Genomic DNA, 16221 nt, shown 5'->3' with positions numbered 1-16221 from the left:
ATCTCATCACTCCGGGTCGTTGGTGGCGGACTCGTCTGTACTGTCGTCGGAACTACTGGGTTTCGTGCGGTAGAAGGAGCGCCCCCAGGCCAGGCGGACCCGCTGTGCGCCGGCGGGCGTCAACAGGCCCCATACGTCGTCGGCGAAGCGGGCGTAGTCCATCCCTTGCCTGGCCGCGCGAAGCTGAGTGATCAGCCCTCGCGCATGGGTCAGCAGCTCGTCGATCGACTCCGCGGTGGCGACGGCCATGAACCGGCGGGTGACCGCTTCCTTGCTGCGGTCATCGTGGGCGCTGAGACGGCCAACCGCTTGCCCGAAGCTGACACCGGGAACGTGCGCGGGGATGTCCAGCGACTGTTGATGCACGGCATACAACGTCATCGCGGCATGCACGGCCTGCTCGGCCCAGCTCGGATCGTCGTCGTCACGTGCCAACTCCTCCGGCACGGCGCCGACCGTGAGTTCCCATATCTCTGGGACGCTGCCCGCGGGCTTGCCGACCCCACGCCGCAGCCGCGCGAGGTCGGCACGCGCCGCCGGTGCGGCCTTCAGGTACTCGCGTTGCAGGCGATCCAGGCGCCAGTCAAGAGCCTTACCAAGCGTGCCAAGCCGCTGGTGTTGCTCGCGCGCTGGCTTTTCCGCACTGGTTGTCGCGGTCATTGTTGTACCTCCACCTGCATGCTTTCTCTCGGTGGGAACGCCAGTGGCAACACCTCGCGCAGCGCGGCGTTGAACCATGCTTCGGCCAGCGGCACGTTCACCAGACGTCCATTGATGTCACGGCCTATCCACGCAGCGGTCGGCGCTGCGCTCACGAATTCAGTCGTCACCGGCGCACACGCACGGCGGACGGTTTTCTGCCACTTACGCCGCGCCTCCCCGAGGTCGCAGTCCGGCCGCAACGTCGCCAACCATGCGCGATACTCCGGTTCAAGCGCGGAAAAGAACGTCTCCTGCGCCCGCTCGCCCGCTCCCGACTTCGGCTCCGCCCCTGCTGCTTGCGCCACGTTCTCAGCGAACCGCCAGAGACGCTGAGCCGCCGCTTCGGCATCAGCGACCGCGCGCTCGGCGGTCCTGCCCGCATCCGGACGGTCCTGTCGCACCAACTGCACCGGCAGCGGCAGCACGTCGTCGATGATCTCGGCGTAAGTCGCGCTCTGTGCACCGTACTCCACACCGTGGGCGCGCAGCCTCACCACGAAGTCTTCCGGAAGACACTCGTTCTCGGTGAGCTCGTCGATCCACTGCATCAACCCCGGGGCCAGGTACGGTTGTGGATCACCACGCGCAGCACCACTAGCCGGCGAGATCGACGGCAGCAACGCTTCTAAGCCGCGCCAAAACGACCGGCTCGTCTCATGCGCACGAGGCATGTAAACGACTCGCTTGAGCTTCGCGCTCTGCGGTTTGCTGTGCCGCCACGCCGAGTGTGGCTCAACACGATGGCGATTCTGCGGCTGGATTCTGTCGCCATTCGCGAGAACCACACCGGTGACTCCGGCACGATCACCAACGAGCCGAACGCGGCGGGTTTGCCAGGTGTAAAGCTCAATGGCGCCGTTCGGCGGTCGGTCTGCGTGCCCCGCCGCGTGATCAGGCTCCCGTTCCCACGGCGGCAGATCATCGGTACCACCAATACGGACGTAGGTCTCGGCGTCCCTGGCGATCAAGTTCAGCAGCAGCGTCTGTCGCAGATCCGAGCCATGTGCGAGCACTCCGCCAATCTGGCCTGACCAGCCGGTGCCGATCGGATAGCCCTTGCCGTTCTTCACCGCGGGGTCACCCACCACACCGGACTTGATTCCGGACGGATCAAAGGCGTGGGCATGCACCAACCAGCGTGTTGCCTCAGCCGGGGTGATCCGCCGCAAACTGGCGGCCGAGCGCGTCGTGAACAGCGGAGCGCCATTGGGCACATCCGCGACGATCTTCTCCAGACCTGACACTTCGCCTTTCGCGGTGCGTAAGTCCGCGACCTGGAAGAACGGGGCCTCCGCATCGAACAGTTCGAACCGGTGCCGCACCCGATCGGCGTAGGTGTTGATGGCATCCATCGGCAGTTCCGGCCGCGCCCACAGTTCGGCCCACTCGTCCTGGTCAGCGGGACCATCCAGCGCCCGGTGGAGAAACGCCAGCAGCAGCCGCGTGGTCGCGAACGGCTGTGTCGACACCTCGCCACCGATCATCGACAAGCGCGGCGCCTCCGCGAACAAGTCGAGAATCGACACCTCATACTCGCGCCCGTCCGGTGCGAGCACGATGATCCACGGTTCGTCGAGGAGATTGAAGCCGTCACTCGTCACTGTCGAACACCTCCAATCCCTTCTCAACCGTGTAGCGAACGGGGCGCTCGTTGATGCGGCCCCAACCGTCGTCGTCCACGATCAGCACGGGCTGGCGGTAGATCAGCGGCGACAACTCCCAGGCTGGGGGTGTGGCATCCCAAAGCGCGGTTTCGGCATCAGCATTGCTGAACGCGAGTGGAAGCCGGAGCACGCAGGACGCCATGACCTCCGCCAGTTCGATGGAGGGCGTTTCGTCGCGCGGAATCGTCAACCCGCCGCGTCCCTCGGGTAACCACGCGGGCGTACGCCACTCGCCGTCAGCACCCTCACACAGCAGAATCGCCTCCAGGCTGGGGGCGCCGTCGCGGACCTGGCCCTGCCCTTGCGCCTCATCGTCCGCCTCACCAATCGAGGCCGACATCCACCCGGTGATTGGCTCGCCTGCGTTGCCAGGCGCCATGATCTGGAAACCACGCGCCTTGTCCTCACGATCCGCGACCCGGCGCTGCCACTTCTCTCGTGCGGCGGCCAAGGTGTCACGCCACGACTCCGGTCCGATCTCGTGCGGTCCGTACGCCTCTTGCACCAGTGGAGCGATGTCGTCGGGCAATTCGATCACTGATCCGAATCGTCCTCGCAGTACTGCCGCGGAACGGAACAATGTGTGCTCGCCGTAGACATACCGTGCCGCTGACGATTCCAGCTCAGGTGGATTCGCACTGAAATCGGCACCCGCGACATAGACCCGAGCAGACCGCAGCTTCGGCGGCCGATCAGCCTGGTCCCGGCCTCGCTCGTGCCGATGTAGTCGTCCCGTACGTTGCAGCACTAGATCCATGGGCGCCAAGTCGGTGACCAAGACGTCGAAGTCCACATCGAGCGACTGTTCGACCACCTGGGAGGCGACGAGGATCGCTCGGCGCGGCCTGGTTTTGGCCCGATCGGGTGCGCCGAACATGTCGAGCAGCTCGGTGTCTTTGCCCATGCGGTCGGCCGCGATGAAGCGGGAATGCGCGACCGTGATTTCCCCGGGGAACTCGCGTTCCAACTGTTCAGCCGTAGCCAGCACCCGACGTACGGTGTTGCGCACGACCAACGCGCATCCACCGTCACTGAGGAGGTCGCGCAGCAACGCTGATAACTCATCCAGATCGTCGGCACCGTTGGTCAGTGCCTCGACGGCCACCGACGTACGGCGGCCAGACGGTTCGACGACGCGAGTCGATATCGCGTTGCCTTCGGTCCAGGTCAGCGCGGGGTACCCAATGTCGCCGTCCAGCCGATCAAGGTGGTCATGGCCGGAACCGTCGCGCCCACGCTCGTACGCCTCTATCAGCTCTCGCCGCTGCTGCGCGGGAAGTGTCGCCGAAAGCGCGATGACCGGCACACGGTACGCGCCAAGCCACGTCAGCACTGTCGACAGGTAGGAGTTCATGTAGGCGTCGTAGGCGTGGATCTCATCGATCACAACGACCTTTCCCGCCAACGCGAGATGGCGCAACATCAAATGCCGCGCCCGCAAGCCCGCGAAAAGCAACTGATCGATCGTGACGATCGCGAAATTCGCCAACTGCGCCTTTTTGCGCCCAGACAGCCACGCATGCGCGCTGACGGCATGGCCGCAACGAACTGCCGTATCGTCACGCCCGATCTCCGCGAGCTTTCCAGCACGTACGAGACCTTGATAAACGCGGTTGAACCGGGCCTTGCCGTGCCCGAGCATGATCGAGCCACCAACCTGCTCGTCACGAGCGCCCATCGCGTCAAGCCAATCGACGACACGATGGAACATCGCGTCCGTCGTCGCCTGGGTCGGCAACGCGATCATGACGCCTCCCGCTCCGAACCGGGCCGCCATCACCTCGGACGCGGCGAGAGCACCCTCGGTTTTGCCTTCTCCCATTGGCGCTTCCGCGATGAGCAACCCCGGTTCGGACATACTATGGGCGACGTCGAACATCGCCGCCTGCACCGGACGCGGCCGGGCACCGGCGGGAAGAGAGAAACGCCGCGCGAAAAGCTCAGACACGTCACCGCCATACGGAGCAGGTGCCCACGGAGACGGCAACCGCAAGGTGGCGAGCGCGTCTCGCACGCGACGTGGTTCGCTCCTGGGCTCAGGCAACCGCTCGACGTGAAACGGCAACAAGTCTTTGTTACTTGCGATCCAGTCCGACATGATCACCAGCGCGGTAGCCAGGACCTGGAACTGCGCCGAAAGCTTGATGTCACGCCACTTCGTGAGCCATGCTTCCGCACCGGTTCGCGTCACCATCCGGTCGATGAACTCGCGCTGCACGTGCAACCACGTGCCACGACCATAGAGTTCGGGCAGTTCATCAGGCTTCGCCGCCTTCTCCGCGGACGAATCCGGAGTAACGCCGTGATGTCCACCAAGTACGACGCCCCATGTCCTCGCTACTCGCCGCGACCAGCCCTGATCTCGAAGCCAACGGACAAGCAGATGATGTCCCGCAACCGAATGATGCGCCAAGTGCCGATCGACGAGTTCAGACTTGTGCGAAGCCATATAGAGTCCGTGCTCCCGCATACGCTGCGCGATATTGCCGTCCTGCACGGCGAACGCCGGGGTTGCCTTACCGAGGTCATGAATGCCCGCTAGAAACCCAACCGCTGTACGAGCTTGGTCGATGTCATCGCCAAACTCAGCCGCGAGCAGGCGAACGACGCTTGGAGCAAGCCAACGCTCGAACAGTTCAGCGGCCACATCCGCGGAGTCGTCCATGTGTTGCCACAACGGCAGCCAAGCGCCGTCCTCATCCGCAGATTTCGCCCACACCGATCGAGCCGCCTCGCTCAATCCCACCGACCACGCCTCCCGACCACTTGCTGACCTGCATCACGGTGGCGCACAGAGTGTCAGACGGGTCTGACACTTAGGTCAAGTGACGATCATTGGGATAATGATCCAGCGTCCCCAGGACCCAAACGCCTACGGGGTACACCACGTGATGAACGACGTGTTTTCGGAGTCGTCTACGGATCGCTCCGTGTTACGGGCAGAAGTAAGATCGCGGCAAGTTAACGGAAACAAACTGAAGAAAATCCGGCAGATGCAGTAGGATCGGCCCAGGTCAACAAGTGTGCTCCCCGCGTGCGCGGGGATGATCCGGTGCGACATTTTCTGCGATGTACTGCGGAGAGGTGCTCCCCGCGTGCGCGGGGATGATCCGGAAAACGCGTGGGAAGCGATGAACCTCGAAGAGTGCTCCCCGCGTGCGCGGGGATGATCCGGTGCGACATTTTCTGCGATGTACTGCGGAGAGGTGCTCCCCGCGTGCGCGGGGATGATCCGGAAAACGCGTGGGAAGCGATGAACCTCGAAGAGTGCTCCCCGCGTGCGCGGGGATGATCCTGCATCGCCAAGGTCGCCCACGTCCTGCCCTAGGTGCTCCCCGCGTGCGCGGGGATGATCCGACGATGCTCGGGCAGGCGCAGAAGGACTGGTTGTGCTCCCCGCGTGCGCGGGGATGATCCGCTGACGATGGTCACGATGATGCCGCGCCACTGGTGCTCCCCGCGTGCGCGGGGATGATCCCGCCCCAGAGATCACTCTGGGGCGTTTCGTTATGTGCTCCCCGCGTGCGCGGGGATGATCCGCCCAAGACGTCTGGCCGAACGCCCTAGGTGGTGTGCTCCCCGCGTGCGCGGGGATGATCCTGACACGAAGCCGTTGACCTCGTACCAGCCGTCGTGCTCCCCGCGTGCGCGGGGATGATCCTTCCGTCGTACCCGCCCCGGTGGGATGTGTCGGGTGCTCCCCGCGTGCGCGGGGATGATCCGAACGCTTTCGAGAGGCTGGTCGACAACCTTCTCGGTGGGGTGAAGTGCTCCCCGCGTGCGCGGGGATGATCCGCGAACCGCGAGAAGATCGCCGAGGCGTACGGCGTGCTCCCCGCGTGCGCGGGGATGATCCCGGGGTGGATACCTTGGACAGGTACCCGTTGCCGTGCTCCCCGCGTGCGCGGGGATGATCCGCCAACCGCCCGCAGGATGGCGCGGGCGTCTAGGGTGCTCCCCGCGTGCGCGGGGATGATCCTCATCGGGCTCTTTATCATCCGACTCTGGCAGGGTGCTCCCCGCGTGCGCGGGGATGATCCCACCGCCGCATACCCGTCAAGGGTCATACCGTCGTGCTCCCCGCGTGCGCGGGGATGATCCCTCTCGGCGGTGATCCGCAAACACCTGCGCATCGTGCTCCCCGCGTGCGCGGGGATGATCCCCTCGCCATTGCCCTCGGCGATCCACATGGTCGGTGCTCCCCGCGTGCGCGGGGATGATCCGGGAGGTGCCGTGGCGGACTGGGATAGCAGCAGGTGCTCCCCGCGTGCGCGGGGATGATCCCCCGCGAACAGCGCCGGGCCGACCGCCTCAATGGTGCTCCCCGCGTGCGCGGGGATGATCCGGTTGCCCGCGCGTCGAAGCTGTTCAACACGTTGTGCTCCCCGCGTGCGCGGGGATGATCCGTTCGGAGTTGAGGCGTCGGTGACCATCAGCACGTGCTCCCCGCGTGCGCGGGGATGATCCCGTCGACCCCGTGTCCTGCCCAGTGGCCTGCCAGTGCTCCCCGCGTGCGCGGGGATGATCCGCACTGTGCTGGCCAACCCGAACCGTTGCGGTGGTGCTCCCCGCGTGCGCGGGGATGATCCGAGTACCCGGTATGGGATGACCATGATCACTCCGTGCTCCCCGCGTGCGCGGGGATGATCCGCTCCAGCGGGTGCTCAACGCGTGGTATCCGTGGTGCTCCCCGCGTGCGCGGGGATGATCCGCGATCGACGGGTGAGCCGACCGAGTACATCGAGTGCTCCCCGCGTGCGCGGGGATGATCCCGTGACAGCGCTTGACCGCTCGACGGTCTCTTGGTGCTCCCCGCGTGCGCGGGGATGATCCACCCATCCTCGTCCAGAACGACAATTTTGTCGTGTGCTCCCCGCGTGCGCGGGGATGATCCGTGCCGCGCACGGCGGCCAGATTGGCGGCACGCGTGCTCCCCGCGTGCGCGGGGATGATCCACCCATCCTCGTCCAGAACGACAATTTTGTCGTGTGCTCCCCGCGTGCGCGGGGATGATCCGTGCCGCGCACGGCGGCCAGATTGGCGGCACGCGTGCTCCCCGCGTGCGCGGGGATGATCCTGCCTCCGCACGTGCGGCAGGCAGGTCGCTTTCCGTGCTCCCCGCGTGCGCGGGGATGATCCGAGGTCGAGGTGCCCGACGAGCTGGCCGGGCACGTGCTCCCCGCGTGCGCGGGGATGATCCGGGGCTGAAATGGCAGGACGTAAGGGCGCGATCGTGCTCCCCGCGTGCGCGGGGATGATCCCGGCCGAGGTACTGCGAAGAGTAGACCTCAACAGTGCTCCCCGCGTGCGCGGGGATGATCCGCCGCGTCACCGCTACTCGGCTACGGCAGGCGTGTGCTCCCCGCGTGCGCGGGGATGATCCGTCGCACGACGCGGGTACCGCGGTGCGGCTCGCGTGCTCCCCGCGTGCGCGGGGATGATCCCTGGCCGTTGCCGAGCGTCGCGCGGAGTTGCGCGTGCTCCCCGCGTGCGCGGGGATGATCCAGGCCCCTGCCAGTTCCCCGCTGGTCAGGGGCCGTGCTCCCCGCGTGCGCGGGGATGATCCGTTTTACGCCTAGATTTGTGCCCTAGATTTGAAGTGCTCCCCGCGTGCGCGGGGATGATCCGGTGCTTTGACGCGCTATAGCTCTGTGGTGTAGGTGCTCCCCGCGTGCGCGGGGATGATCCGCTCGTGGCGATCTTTGACGAGGCGTTGCGAAGGTGCTCCCCGCGTGCGCGGGGAGCATTCGGACCACCGCGAACAGTGCTGTCATACCGATTCGCTCTCGTTCCCCAGTGACCAGCGGTTGTCGTTGTCCGGCGTGTCGATCCAGACAGTGTGGGTGCCGTTCGGCTGCACCGTGAGTCCGTACCGGTCGGGGGTCGGCTCGCCCGCTGCGAGCCACCAGTCGTAGGCAACGTCCACCTCGTCCCACAGCCGACGTGGGCCGAGCTGGTGCACCGTCCACGGGTTGTGTCCGCGAACGAGGCTGACCCGCGCCCATGACTGAGAACGGACGTCGTGAAGTTCGATCTTGCGGTGATCGTCGTCCACGTCTTCCACGGTGACGTAGCAGTTCGGGACACGGAGCCCGATCGTGAACGCCGCTTGGGAAAACGTGATCATCTCGAATAGCTCGCGACCACCGCGCGAAGTCACTGTCTGATCGGCCGCGCTGATCTCCTCTGCGGTTGGGTCGAGGAAGTCCCGGCGTTGGTGTCGGAGGCGCATGAAGGCGAGGTTCATTCCGCACCGGCCGGATGCCGAACCGTCCTCGTGCACTTCCAGGCATGTGAGCGCGTCGTCGCCGTAGTCGGTGCCCCACGGGGTGACCAGCAGCCCACCGGGTCGTGTCTGGTCGATCCATGCTCGGGGAATCGTCCGGACAGACGCGGTACAGAGAAGCCGGTCGTACGGGGCGTGCGGCTGGTATCCCTTGGCGCCGTCCCCCGTGACGACCAGAGGTCGGTATCCGGCGCGTGCCAGGGAACCACGAGCGTCATCCGCGACGTCGGCATCTACCTCGACCGACACCACGTATCCACTGTCGCCTACCCGCTCGGACAACAGCGCCGCATTCCAGCCGGTGCCGGTGCCGATTTCCAACACTCGGTGTCCCTCGCGCACGTCGAGCACGTCAAGCATGGCAGCCACCAGCGACGGCTGACTACACGAGCTGGACGGACGCAGACCGATGCCGCCTAGCGGTGTCTCACCGTCATCTACCTGGGTAATGATCGGTTCGTCTGCGTCGACCAGCGCACGCCATCGAGATTCGTCATCGTCTCGGGACACGGCGGTGAATCCGCCCGTAGCGGGGTCATCGACCCACACCACGGGCGGAATGAACTGATCGCGCGGCACAGTGAGTCGTTCGCGCCAGTCAGTCACGGTGTCGTGCCGCCCTACTTCTTGTCGTCGCCTTCGTGCTTATTGCCATCGTCTTTCTTGTCCCAGTTCTCCCATTTATCCGGCTGCGGGTCGCCCTGCCCGTCACGGTCAGCGTCGCGCTTACCCATCTTCGTACTCCTTGTGCTCAGTTCCTCCTAGTGACCGCGCTCAGACGCGGAGACCTACCCACTCACCGCCGGGCCACAACAAGCCAGATCACCGATCGTCATCTCGTCGGTTGCCCTTCTGGTGTTCGCGTTCCACGTCGACGTCGTCGGCGCGGATGTCCTCATCGGTTATGACGACCGGCTCGTCGTAGGTGCCACTGCTGATAAGGCTCCAGCCCGCAGGCGTCGGGATCATCGGTCCGGAATTCCAGCTCATGCCACCGTCCCCGTTATGCTGTGTAATGGTTACGTCACGTACAGGCAAACAGTGGTCGGCATTTGCCCGGAGTGGCCTGCTAGGGGGCCATTTCCGAGCAGGGTGGCCAGAAGTGTGGGCCAGGAGCGGCAATGGGAGAGCAGACCATCGGCATGCTGCTTCGCGACCTGCGCAGCCGGGCCGGTCGTTCGCAGGCGCAGCAGGCCGAAGTGCTGTCGCTGCAGGCAGGTCAGGTTGTGACCCGGCATGAGGTGTCACGGTGGGAACGTGAGGTCCGGCTGCTGACCCCGTTCTGGCAGAAACACTACGCTGCCAGCCTGAATGTGCCTGCCGAACAGCTCCGGCGAGCGGTGGCGGCAACCAAAGCGCAGCGGAGACAGCGGGAGGACCCCGTGCGGCGGCGACAGTTCATCAGCGTCATGGCCGGGCTGGCGCTACCCGCCGCGGAGGGTCTGCCGTCGCGGGTTGGCCAGGCTGATGTTGACCGGTTGGCCAGGCACACGGCACGGCTGCGCCGTATGGACAACTTCATGGGCGGCGGCGACACCTATGGGGTGTACGCGCAGGAGGCGCAGCGCACGGCCCGGCTCCTCTCCGAGAGCGGTCACAGCGACACTGTGGGGCGGGCGCTGCGGTCGCTGCTGGCCGAGCAGACCCAGCTCGCCGGGTGGGCAGCGTTCGACGCCGGTGACCATACGACCGCCCGCAACCACTACCGGGACAGTTACCGGGCCGCGGAAGAAGCCGGTGACGACGTGCTGGCCGGGAACGCGCTCGCGTTCACCGCCTACCAGCAGACGGTAACCAGCAGCCGCGGCGCCGATGTGGCGGAGGCGTCCTGGGAGAAGGCGCGCAGGGCGGCGACACCGCGAGTGGCTGCTCTGCTGTTGGAGCGGTCAGCGTGGGCACACGCGGTAGCGGGCGACGCGCGGGCAGCTGATCGTGGCTTGGCGCAGGCGCGGGAGGCGCTGCAACGGCACGACGACCGGCCGGAGCCGGACTGGGTGTTCTGGGTAGACGATCGCGAGCTCGACATCATGGCCGGACGCTGCTGGACGGAGCTACACAGACCATTACGGGCGGTACCGGTGCTGCACGACGTGCTGAACAGGTACGACGACACGCACGCCCGACACAAGGCGCTATATCTCACCTGGCTGGCCAGTTCCTACCTGCAGGCTCATGAAGTGGAGCAAGCAGCAGCCACGCTGGGACGCGCGTTCGATCTCGCGGCAGGTGTGGCGTCAGTGCGGCCATCGGCGCGGATCATGGCGGAGGCACGGCGGTTGGAGCCACACCGGCGGGTGCCGGAGGTCACCGAAGTGCTGGATCGAATCGATCAGGGCGTGGTTGCCGATTCGAGCCACGCCAGGTAGGGCTGCGACCCGCCCAGCCGCACCGAGGTGACCTCGGGTTTGTTCCACGGGTGTTCAGCGATAATGTGGGCCTCCAGGTCGCTGTAGCGGGCGCTGGTGGTCTGGAACACCGCTTGCCATTCCTCGCCTTCGCCCTGCTCACCGAGATGCCACCAGAAGGAGCTGATGGGGCCGTGCACCTTCGCGGTGGCGGCGAGCTTGTTCGCGACGGCTGTGGCGGAGATATGGGCGGCGCTGTCCCGGTCCGGCGTGGTCGTGGTGACAAGCAAATGATCCATGGTCATCAGGCTAGAGGTGACACCACATTCGCATATAGCCCCCGACCCCCAGCGCTGTGCAGCACGCTGCGCGCGAAGTGCAACGCGGCGGTCGTCGAGCAGAAGCGCTGGCTATCGGCGATAACAGCCCCCGGCGGCAGACATAGCCGTTCGAGTTCGCTTTACTAAAGTTCACACCAGTATGCATCGCAGGGAAGGGAGTTGCGCGTGAGTACGCAGACCGAGACGTTCGAGTTCCAGGCAGAAGCGCGGCAACTGCTGCAGCTGATGATCCACTCGGTGTACTCGAACAAGGACGTCTTCCTGCGCGAGCTGATCTCCAACGCCTCCGACGCCCTCGACAAGGTGAAGCTCGAGTCGATGCTCGACAAGGATCTGGAGGTCGACACCTCCGACCTGCACATCGCCATCGAGACCGACCCGGACCAGCGCACCCTGACCATCACCGACAACGGCATCGGGATGTCGCGCGACGAGGTTGTCGAGGTCATCGGCACCATCGCCAAGTCGGGCACCGCCGAGCTGCTGCGCAAACTCAAGGACGCCGGTGACGCAGAGTCCGCCGACCTGATCGGGCAGTTCGGCGTCGGTTTCTATTCCAGCTTCATGGTCGCGGACAAGGTCACCATGGTGACCCGGCGCGCGGGCGAGTCGAACGGCACGCGCTGGACGTCCGACGGCACCGGCACCTACACCATCGAAACCGTCGAGGACGCGCCGCAGGGCACGGCGATCACGCTCCACCTCAAGCCGGAGGACGCCGAGGACCAGCTGCACGACTACACCAAGGAATGGAAGATCCGGGAGCTGGTGACGAAGTACTCCGACTTCATCACCTGGCCGATCCGGATGGCGGTGACCAAGCCCGCGACCAGCGAGGACGCCGAGGCCACCACCGAGATCGAGACGATCAACTCGATGAAGGCGCTGTGGGCGCGACCGAAGGACCAGGTCACCGACGAGGAGTACAACGAGTTCTACAAGCACGTCAGCCATGACTGGCAGGACCCGCTCGAGGTCATCCGCATGCAGGCGGAAGGTACCTTCGAGTACACGGCGTTGCTGTTCATCCCCTCGCACGCGCCGCTCGACCTGTTCATGCGCGATGCCAAGCACGGCGTGCAGCTCTATGTGAAGCGCGTGCACGTGATGGACGACTGCGACGCGTTGATCCCGGAGTATCTGCGGTTCGTCAAGGGTGTCGTCGACTCGCAGGACCTGACGCTGAACGTCTCGCGCGAGCTGCTGCAGCAGGACCGGCAGATCCAGCTGATGCGCAAGCGGCTTGTGAAGAAGGTGCTGTCGTCCATTAAGGACATGCAGGCCAACAACCCGGAGCGCTACAAGACGTTCTGGACCGAGTTCGGCCGCGCCGTCAAGGAAGGCCTGCTGTCCGACTTCGACAATCGCGAGACACTGCTGGAGATCTGCTCGTTCGACTCAACGCACTCGTCGACCGAGCAGACCACGCTGCGGTCCTATGTGGAGCGAATGAAGGAAGGTCAGGAACACATCTACTACGTGACCGGCGAGTCGCGGTCCATCGTGGAGAACTCGCCGCACATCGAGGCGTTCCAGGCCAAGGGGTACGAGGTTCTGCTGCTGACCGACCCGGTGGACGAGATGTGGGTCGGCGCCGTGCCGGAGTTCGACGGCAAGAAGTTCCAGTCGATCGCCAAGGGCGCCGTCGACCTCGACGGCAAGGACGAGTCCGAGTCCGACGACGCGAAGTCCGAGCAGCGAGAGGGCTACGCCGACCTGCTTTCCTGGCTCAACTCGACGTTGAGCGAGCAGATCAAGGAAGTGCGGCTGTCGTCGCGGCTGACGACGTCACCCGCGTGCCTCGTCGGCGAGGAGTACGACATCACGCCGACGCTGGAGAAGATGTACCGGGCTATGGGCCAGGAGATCCCCACCGTCAAGCGGACGTTGGAGCTGAACCCGGATCACCCGCTGGTGACGTCATTGCGCGACGCGCACGCCAAGCACCCCGGCGACCCTGGCCTCGTGGACACCGCCGAGCTGCTACACGGCATGGCGCTGCTGGCGGAAGGTGGCGAGCTGGCCGACCCGGCACGGTTCACGCGACTGCTGGCGGATCGCCTGGTCGGCGCACTGCCGGACGACGGTGCGGACGACGCGGACGGCGCGACGTCGAAGGGCGACGCGAACTGAGGCGTCTCCGCGCTGCGAGTTGATCAGCTTCCCGCTCGCCGTGGCCATCGGAACCGGTAGGAAACGGACACCGGTTGGTCACGCACCGCAGGAAGTTGGTCAACTTTCCCGTGCCACACCCGGCTGAGGCAATGAAAGACGCTTTGGCGCTATTTGGGCATACCGTGGGTGCTATAGATCCCTCACGGATTTGACACCCGGTCATCGCGGTGATGCCGGCATCTTGCCGCCCGCGCCGGACATCACCGACGTCACCCGCACCGACAGCGCCGGTACCGGTGAGCGGGAACCGGCCGCAGTGGACGGCGACGGCACGGAGCCGGACACCGACACCTACTGGACCAACCAGACCGGCGATGACCTCCAGGTCAGCTTCACCGGTGGGCGTACCGGCTACCAGGTGCAGGTCGTTGACGGTGACGGCAATGCGGTGACCGCCCCACAGGAGATCACCAGCGACGACGGCGGTGGCACCATCGCGGGGCCAGTCGGCACTGACGACGGTCGGCAGGTGCGCGGCGTGCGGCTGATCAACGCCGCCGGCGCCGGAGCCGCGACGTTCTTCGACGTCGTCGTCGACCGCACCGCGCCTGCGATCGCGAACGCCACCGCCAGCGGCGACCAGGTCACGGTGACCTTGACCGAGATCATCGCGTTCGGCACCGACTTCGCCAGCGACCGGTGGGCCTGGGAACACGTTCCCGGCGGGCGCGACTACTACCAGGCACAACAGGTCGACACCACCGACCGGCGCGACCAGCGACTGCTCACCGTCGAACTGGACGGCAACGGCGAGTTCTGCGGCGTGGACTATCTGTTCGACAACGGCTCAGGAGCAAGGAGGTATGAAGACCGTGCCGGCAACCTGCTCGCCGACACCCTCCCTTGACGCGAGCCGGGTCCCCGCCACCACACGCGCGGGGAAACCCCCGGCACACGCCAACAACGACAACCAGCACCACAGGAAATGAGAACCAGGCCATTCCTCTCGGGCAGCAACCTGGACAGACCGATCGCGCCCCAGTCGGTCGCGCAGCTCGATGCCGAGTCGCAGGCCGGGGACATCGCAGTCCAGCGCGCCAACGCCCTCGGCCGAGACCGGAAATCTGGACGTCGATTGCCGGTCTCGGTGCCGGCCCCGCGACAGCGATCATTCGATGCGATCGATCCGTAGTACCACCTGACCCGATCTGGCACGCCAAGTCGACAGCCATCTTCTATAGGCCCGCAAAAACGGGAGGTGAGACGGCCGGTCTCCGGCCCCAGTTTTGCAGGCATGCTTTGCAGGAAGCAGGCCCCCGCCCGGGATGAGCGGGGGCCTGCAGTGGTGTCAGTTCGGCTCGCGCGACGCGGTGTCGCCGTCGTGCTCGGCCGGCTTGCGTTGTTTGTTGCGTTCGACGTAGCGGACATTGGCTCGACGTTCAGCACGCCGTTTGAAGGTGGGGTCGTCGCTGCGAACCACAATAGCCCGAAGCCCTTCATGAGCCTCCATAACTGTTTCGCCGAGCCAGGTATCGCCTGGTTCGAGTCCGGGCCATCGGTGGAATCCGACCACCCACTCGACGGGCTCAGCCAGCCGTCGGGATGTCGTTGTCGTGGGCGATGTGGTGCCTGATCTGTTCGGCGAGGTGGTCGCCTCGGTCGTCGGCTCCTGTCGTGTCGTCGTGGTCGGTTGCGCGGTCTCCTTGGTGGTCGGCTGAGGTGCGGACGACGTCGTGGTGGTCGACTGTTCTGCGGCGACCGGCGCGGGGTCGACTGCCGATTCGCTCGGTGTCCGCGCCCCGCACGAGGTCAGCAGCAGGACGAGCACACCGACCACTGGCAACAGCGGAAGTGGTTTCATCAGCACATCCCGTCTAGAGCGTGTCTCCCGATTCATCGGGCGAGCATGACGGTGGCGGCGAGGAGTACGCCGCCGAAGTAGGTCCGCGCGTACTTGTCGTAGCGGGTCGCGATTCCGCGCCACTGCTTGAACCGGCCGAAACCGCGCTCGACGGTGTTGCGCTGCTTGTAGAGCTCGGGGTCGAAACCCGGTGGCCGACCACCGGCGGACCCCTTGTCCTTACGGCGTTTGGCCTGGTCGGAGCGCTCGGGGATGGTGTGCCGGAGGCGTCGCCGCCGCAGTTCGCGGCGAGTCGACGGGTGTGAGTAGGCCTTGTCCGCCAGCAGGCGATCCGGCCGGTGCCCGGTCGCGGCCAGGGCCTCGAGCAACGGCGCCAGGCGCGGATTGTCCCCGGCTTGCCCGGCGGACAGCAGCATGGCCACCGGGCGGACACCGGAGGTGACCAGGGCGTGGACCTTGGTGGTCAATCCGCCGCGCGAACGACCGATCGCGTGGTCGTCCGGCTCGGAAATCTTGTCATTCGACCTGGCCCCCTGTGTGGTCCGCGGAGGGCGCGCCGGCGGCATGCTGGTGCGCCCGCACGACGGTGGAGTCCACCGACAGCAACCAGTCCAGCTTGCCCGTATCGGCGTGGTCGGACAGCACATGCTCGAAGATCCGCTCGTACGTGCCGTCGCTTGACCAGCGGCGATGCCGCTTCCACAAGGTCTGCCAGGGGCCGAACTCAGCGGGCACATCACGCCACGGCGATCCGGTGCGAAAGCGCCACGCGATCGCTTCCAGCACCTGACGGTGATCACGCCAGCGCGCACCACGCCGCCCAACATCAGACGGCAACACCGGCTCGATCGACTCCCACAACTCGTCCGTGATCACACCAGTTCTGATCATTCACCGATCATCAGCG

At 65.8% G+C, this 16221-nt stretch carries 10 protein-coding genes, 1 pseudogene and 1 CRISPR repeat array; of the genes and pseudogenes, 3 read left to right on the top strand and 8 right to left on the bottom strand.

Going from position 1 to position 16221, the window contains the following annotated elements; all coding sequences use genetic code 11:
- Nucleotides 1–6 precede the first annotated feature (6 nt).
- The 5 genes from casB to ACFQGD_RS05990 form a co-directional block, all read right to left on the bottom strand.
- On the bottom strand, nt 7–660 hold the full coding sequence (gene casB / locus ACFQGD_RS06010) for a type I-E CRISPR-associated protein Cse2/CasB (protein WP_345392986.1): 654 nt from the start codon (nt 658–660) through the stop codon (nt 7–9).
- Entirely contained in the window at nt 657–2303 is a 1647-nt protein-coding gene (gene casA / locus ACFQGD_RS06005) for a type I-E CRISPR-associated protein Cse1/CasA (RefSeq protein ID WP_345392983.1), read from the bottom strand. The genes casB and casA overlap by 4 nt, the downstream gene beginning before the upstream one ends.
- Nucleotides 2293–5085 carry a CRISPR-associated helicase Cas3' gene (cas3, locus tag ACFQGD_RS06000; RefSeq protein WP_345393084.1) on the bottom strand — a complete coding sequence of 931 codons (2793 nt, stop codon included), beginning with the start codon at nt 5083–5085 and terminating at the stop codon, nt 2293–2295. The genes casA and cas3 overlap by 11 nt, the downstream gene beginning before the upstream one ends.
- A gap of 304 nt (nt 5086–5389) precedes the next feature.
- A CRISPR array of direct repeats spans nt 5390–8115; the repeat unit is 28 nt; unit sequence GTGCTCCCCGCGTGCGCGGGGATGATCC.
- Nucleotides 8116–8136: 21 nt separating this feature from the next.
- Entirely contained in the window at nt 8137–9258 is a 1122-nt protein-coding gene (locus tag ACFQGD_RS05995; RefSeq protein ID WP_345392980.1) for a methyltransferase domain-containing protein, read from the bottom strand.
- 216 nt (nt 9259–9474) lie between these two features.
- Nucleotides 9475–9642 carry a hypothetical protein gene (locus ACFQGD_RS05990; RefSeq protein ID WP_345392977.1) on the bottom strand — a complete coding sequence of 56 codons (168 nt, stop codon included), beginning with the start codon at nt 9640–9642 and terminating at the stop codon, nt 9475–9477.
- A 131-nt stretch (nt 9643–9773) separates the two neighbouring features.
- On the opposite strand from ACFQGD_RS05990, the gene ACFQGD_RS05985 reads away from it, so the two are divergent.
- On the top strand, nt 9774–11018 hold the full coding sequence (locus tag ACFQGD_RS05985; RefSeq protein WP_345392974.1) for a hypothetical protein: 1245 nt from the start codon (nt 9774–9776) through the stop codon (nt 11016–11018).
- Here ACFQGD_RS05985 and cutA read toward each other — a convergent pair.
- On the bottom strand, nt 10982–11296 hold the full coding sequence (gene cutA / locus ACFQGD_RS05980) for a divalent-cation tolerance protein CutA (protein ID WP_345392971.1): 315 nt from the start codon (nt 11294–11296) through the stop codon (nt 10982–10984). The two genes, ACFQGD_RS05985 and cutA, sit on opposite strands and share 37 nt — an antisense overlap.
- Before the next feature lie 207 nt (nt 11297–11503).
- Between cutA and htpG the strand changes: the two genes are divergently transcribed.
- Together htpG and ACFQGD_RS05970 are read left to right on the top strand one after the other, a co-directional pair.
- Nucleotides 11504–13471: a molecular chaperone HtpG gene (gene htpG / locus ACFQGD_RS05975; protein WP_345392968.1), complete on the top strand. Its 1968-nt coding sequence runs from the start codon at nt 11504–11506 to the stop codon at nt 13469–13471.
- Between the two features lie 190 nt (nt 13472–13661).
- Complete coding sequence (locus ACFQGD_RS05970; RefSeq protein WP_390183394.1) at nt 13662–14360, top strand: hypothetical protein; 699 nt, start codon at nt 13662–13664, stop codon at nt 14358–14360.
- Nucleotides 14361–14801: 441 nt separating this feature from the next.
- Here the strand turns inward: ACFQGD_RS05970 and ACFQGD_RS05965 are convergent, their stop codons facing one another.
- Both ACFQGD_RS05965 and ACFQGD_RS05960 read right to left on the bottom strand, forming a co-directional pair.
- Nucleotides 14802–15314 (bottom strand): hypothetical protein, encoded by a 513-nt coding sequence (locus ACFQGD_RS05965; protein ID WP_345392961.1) that lies wholly within the window; start codon nt 15312–15314, stop codon nt 14802–14804.
- A 32-nt stretch (nt 15315–15346) separates the two neighbouring features.
- Nucleotides 15347–16205 (bottom strand): annotated as a pseudogene (locus tag ACFQGD_RS05960) (IS5 family transposase).
- Nucleotides 16206–16221 lie beyond the last annotated feature (16 nt).

It is taken from the genome of Haloechinothrix salitolerans (assembly GCF_042662605.1).
In the GTDB taxonomy this organism is placed as follows: Bacteria; Actinomycetota; Actinomycetes; order Mycobacteriales; family Pseudonocardiaceae; genus Haloechinothrix_A; species Haloechinothrix_A salitolerans.
Note: the sequence above shows the minus strand (reverse complement) of the source record. Positions and strands in the feature narration are given on the sequence as shown.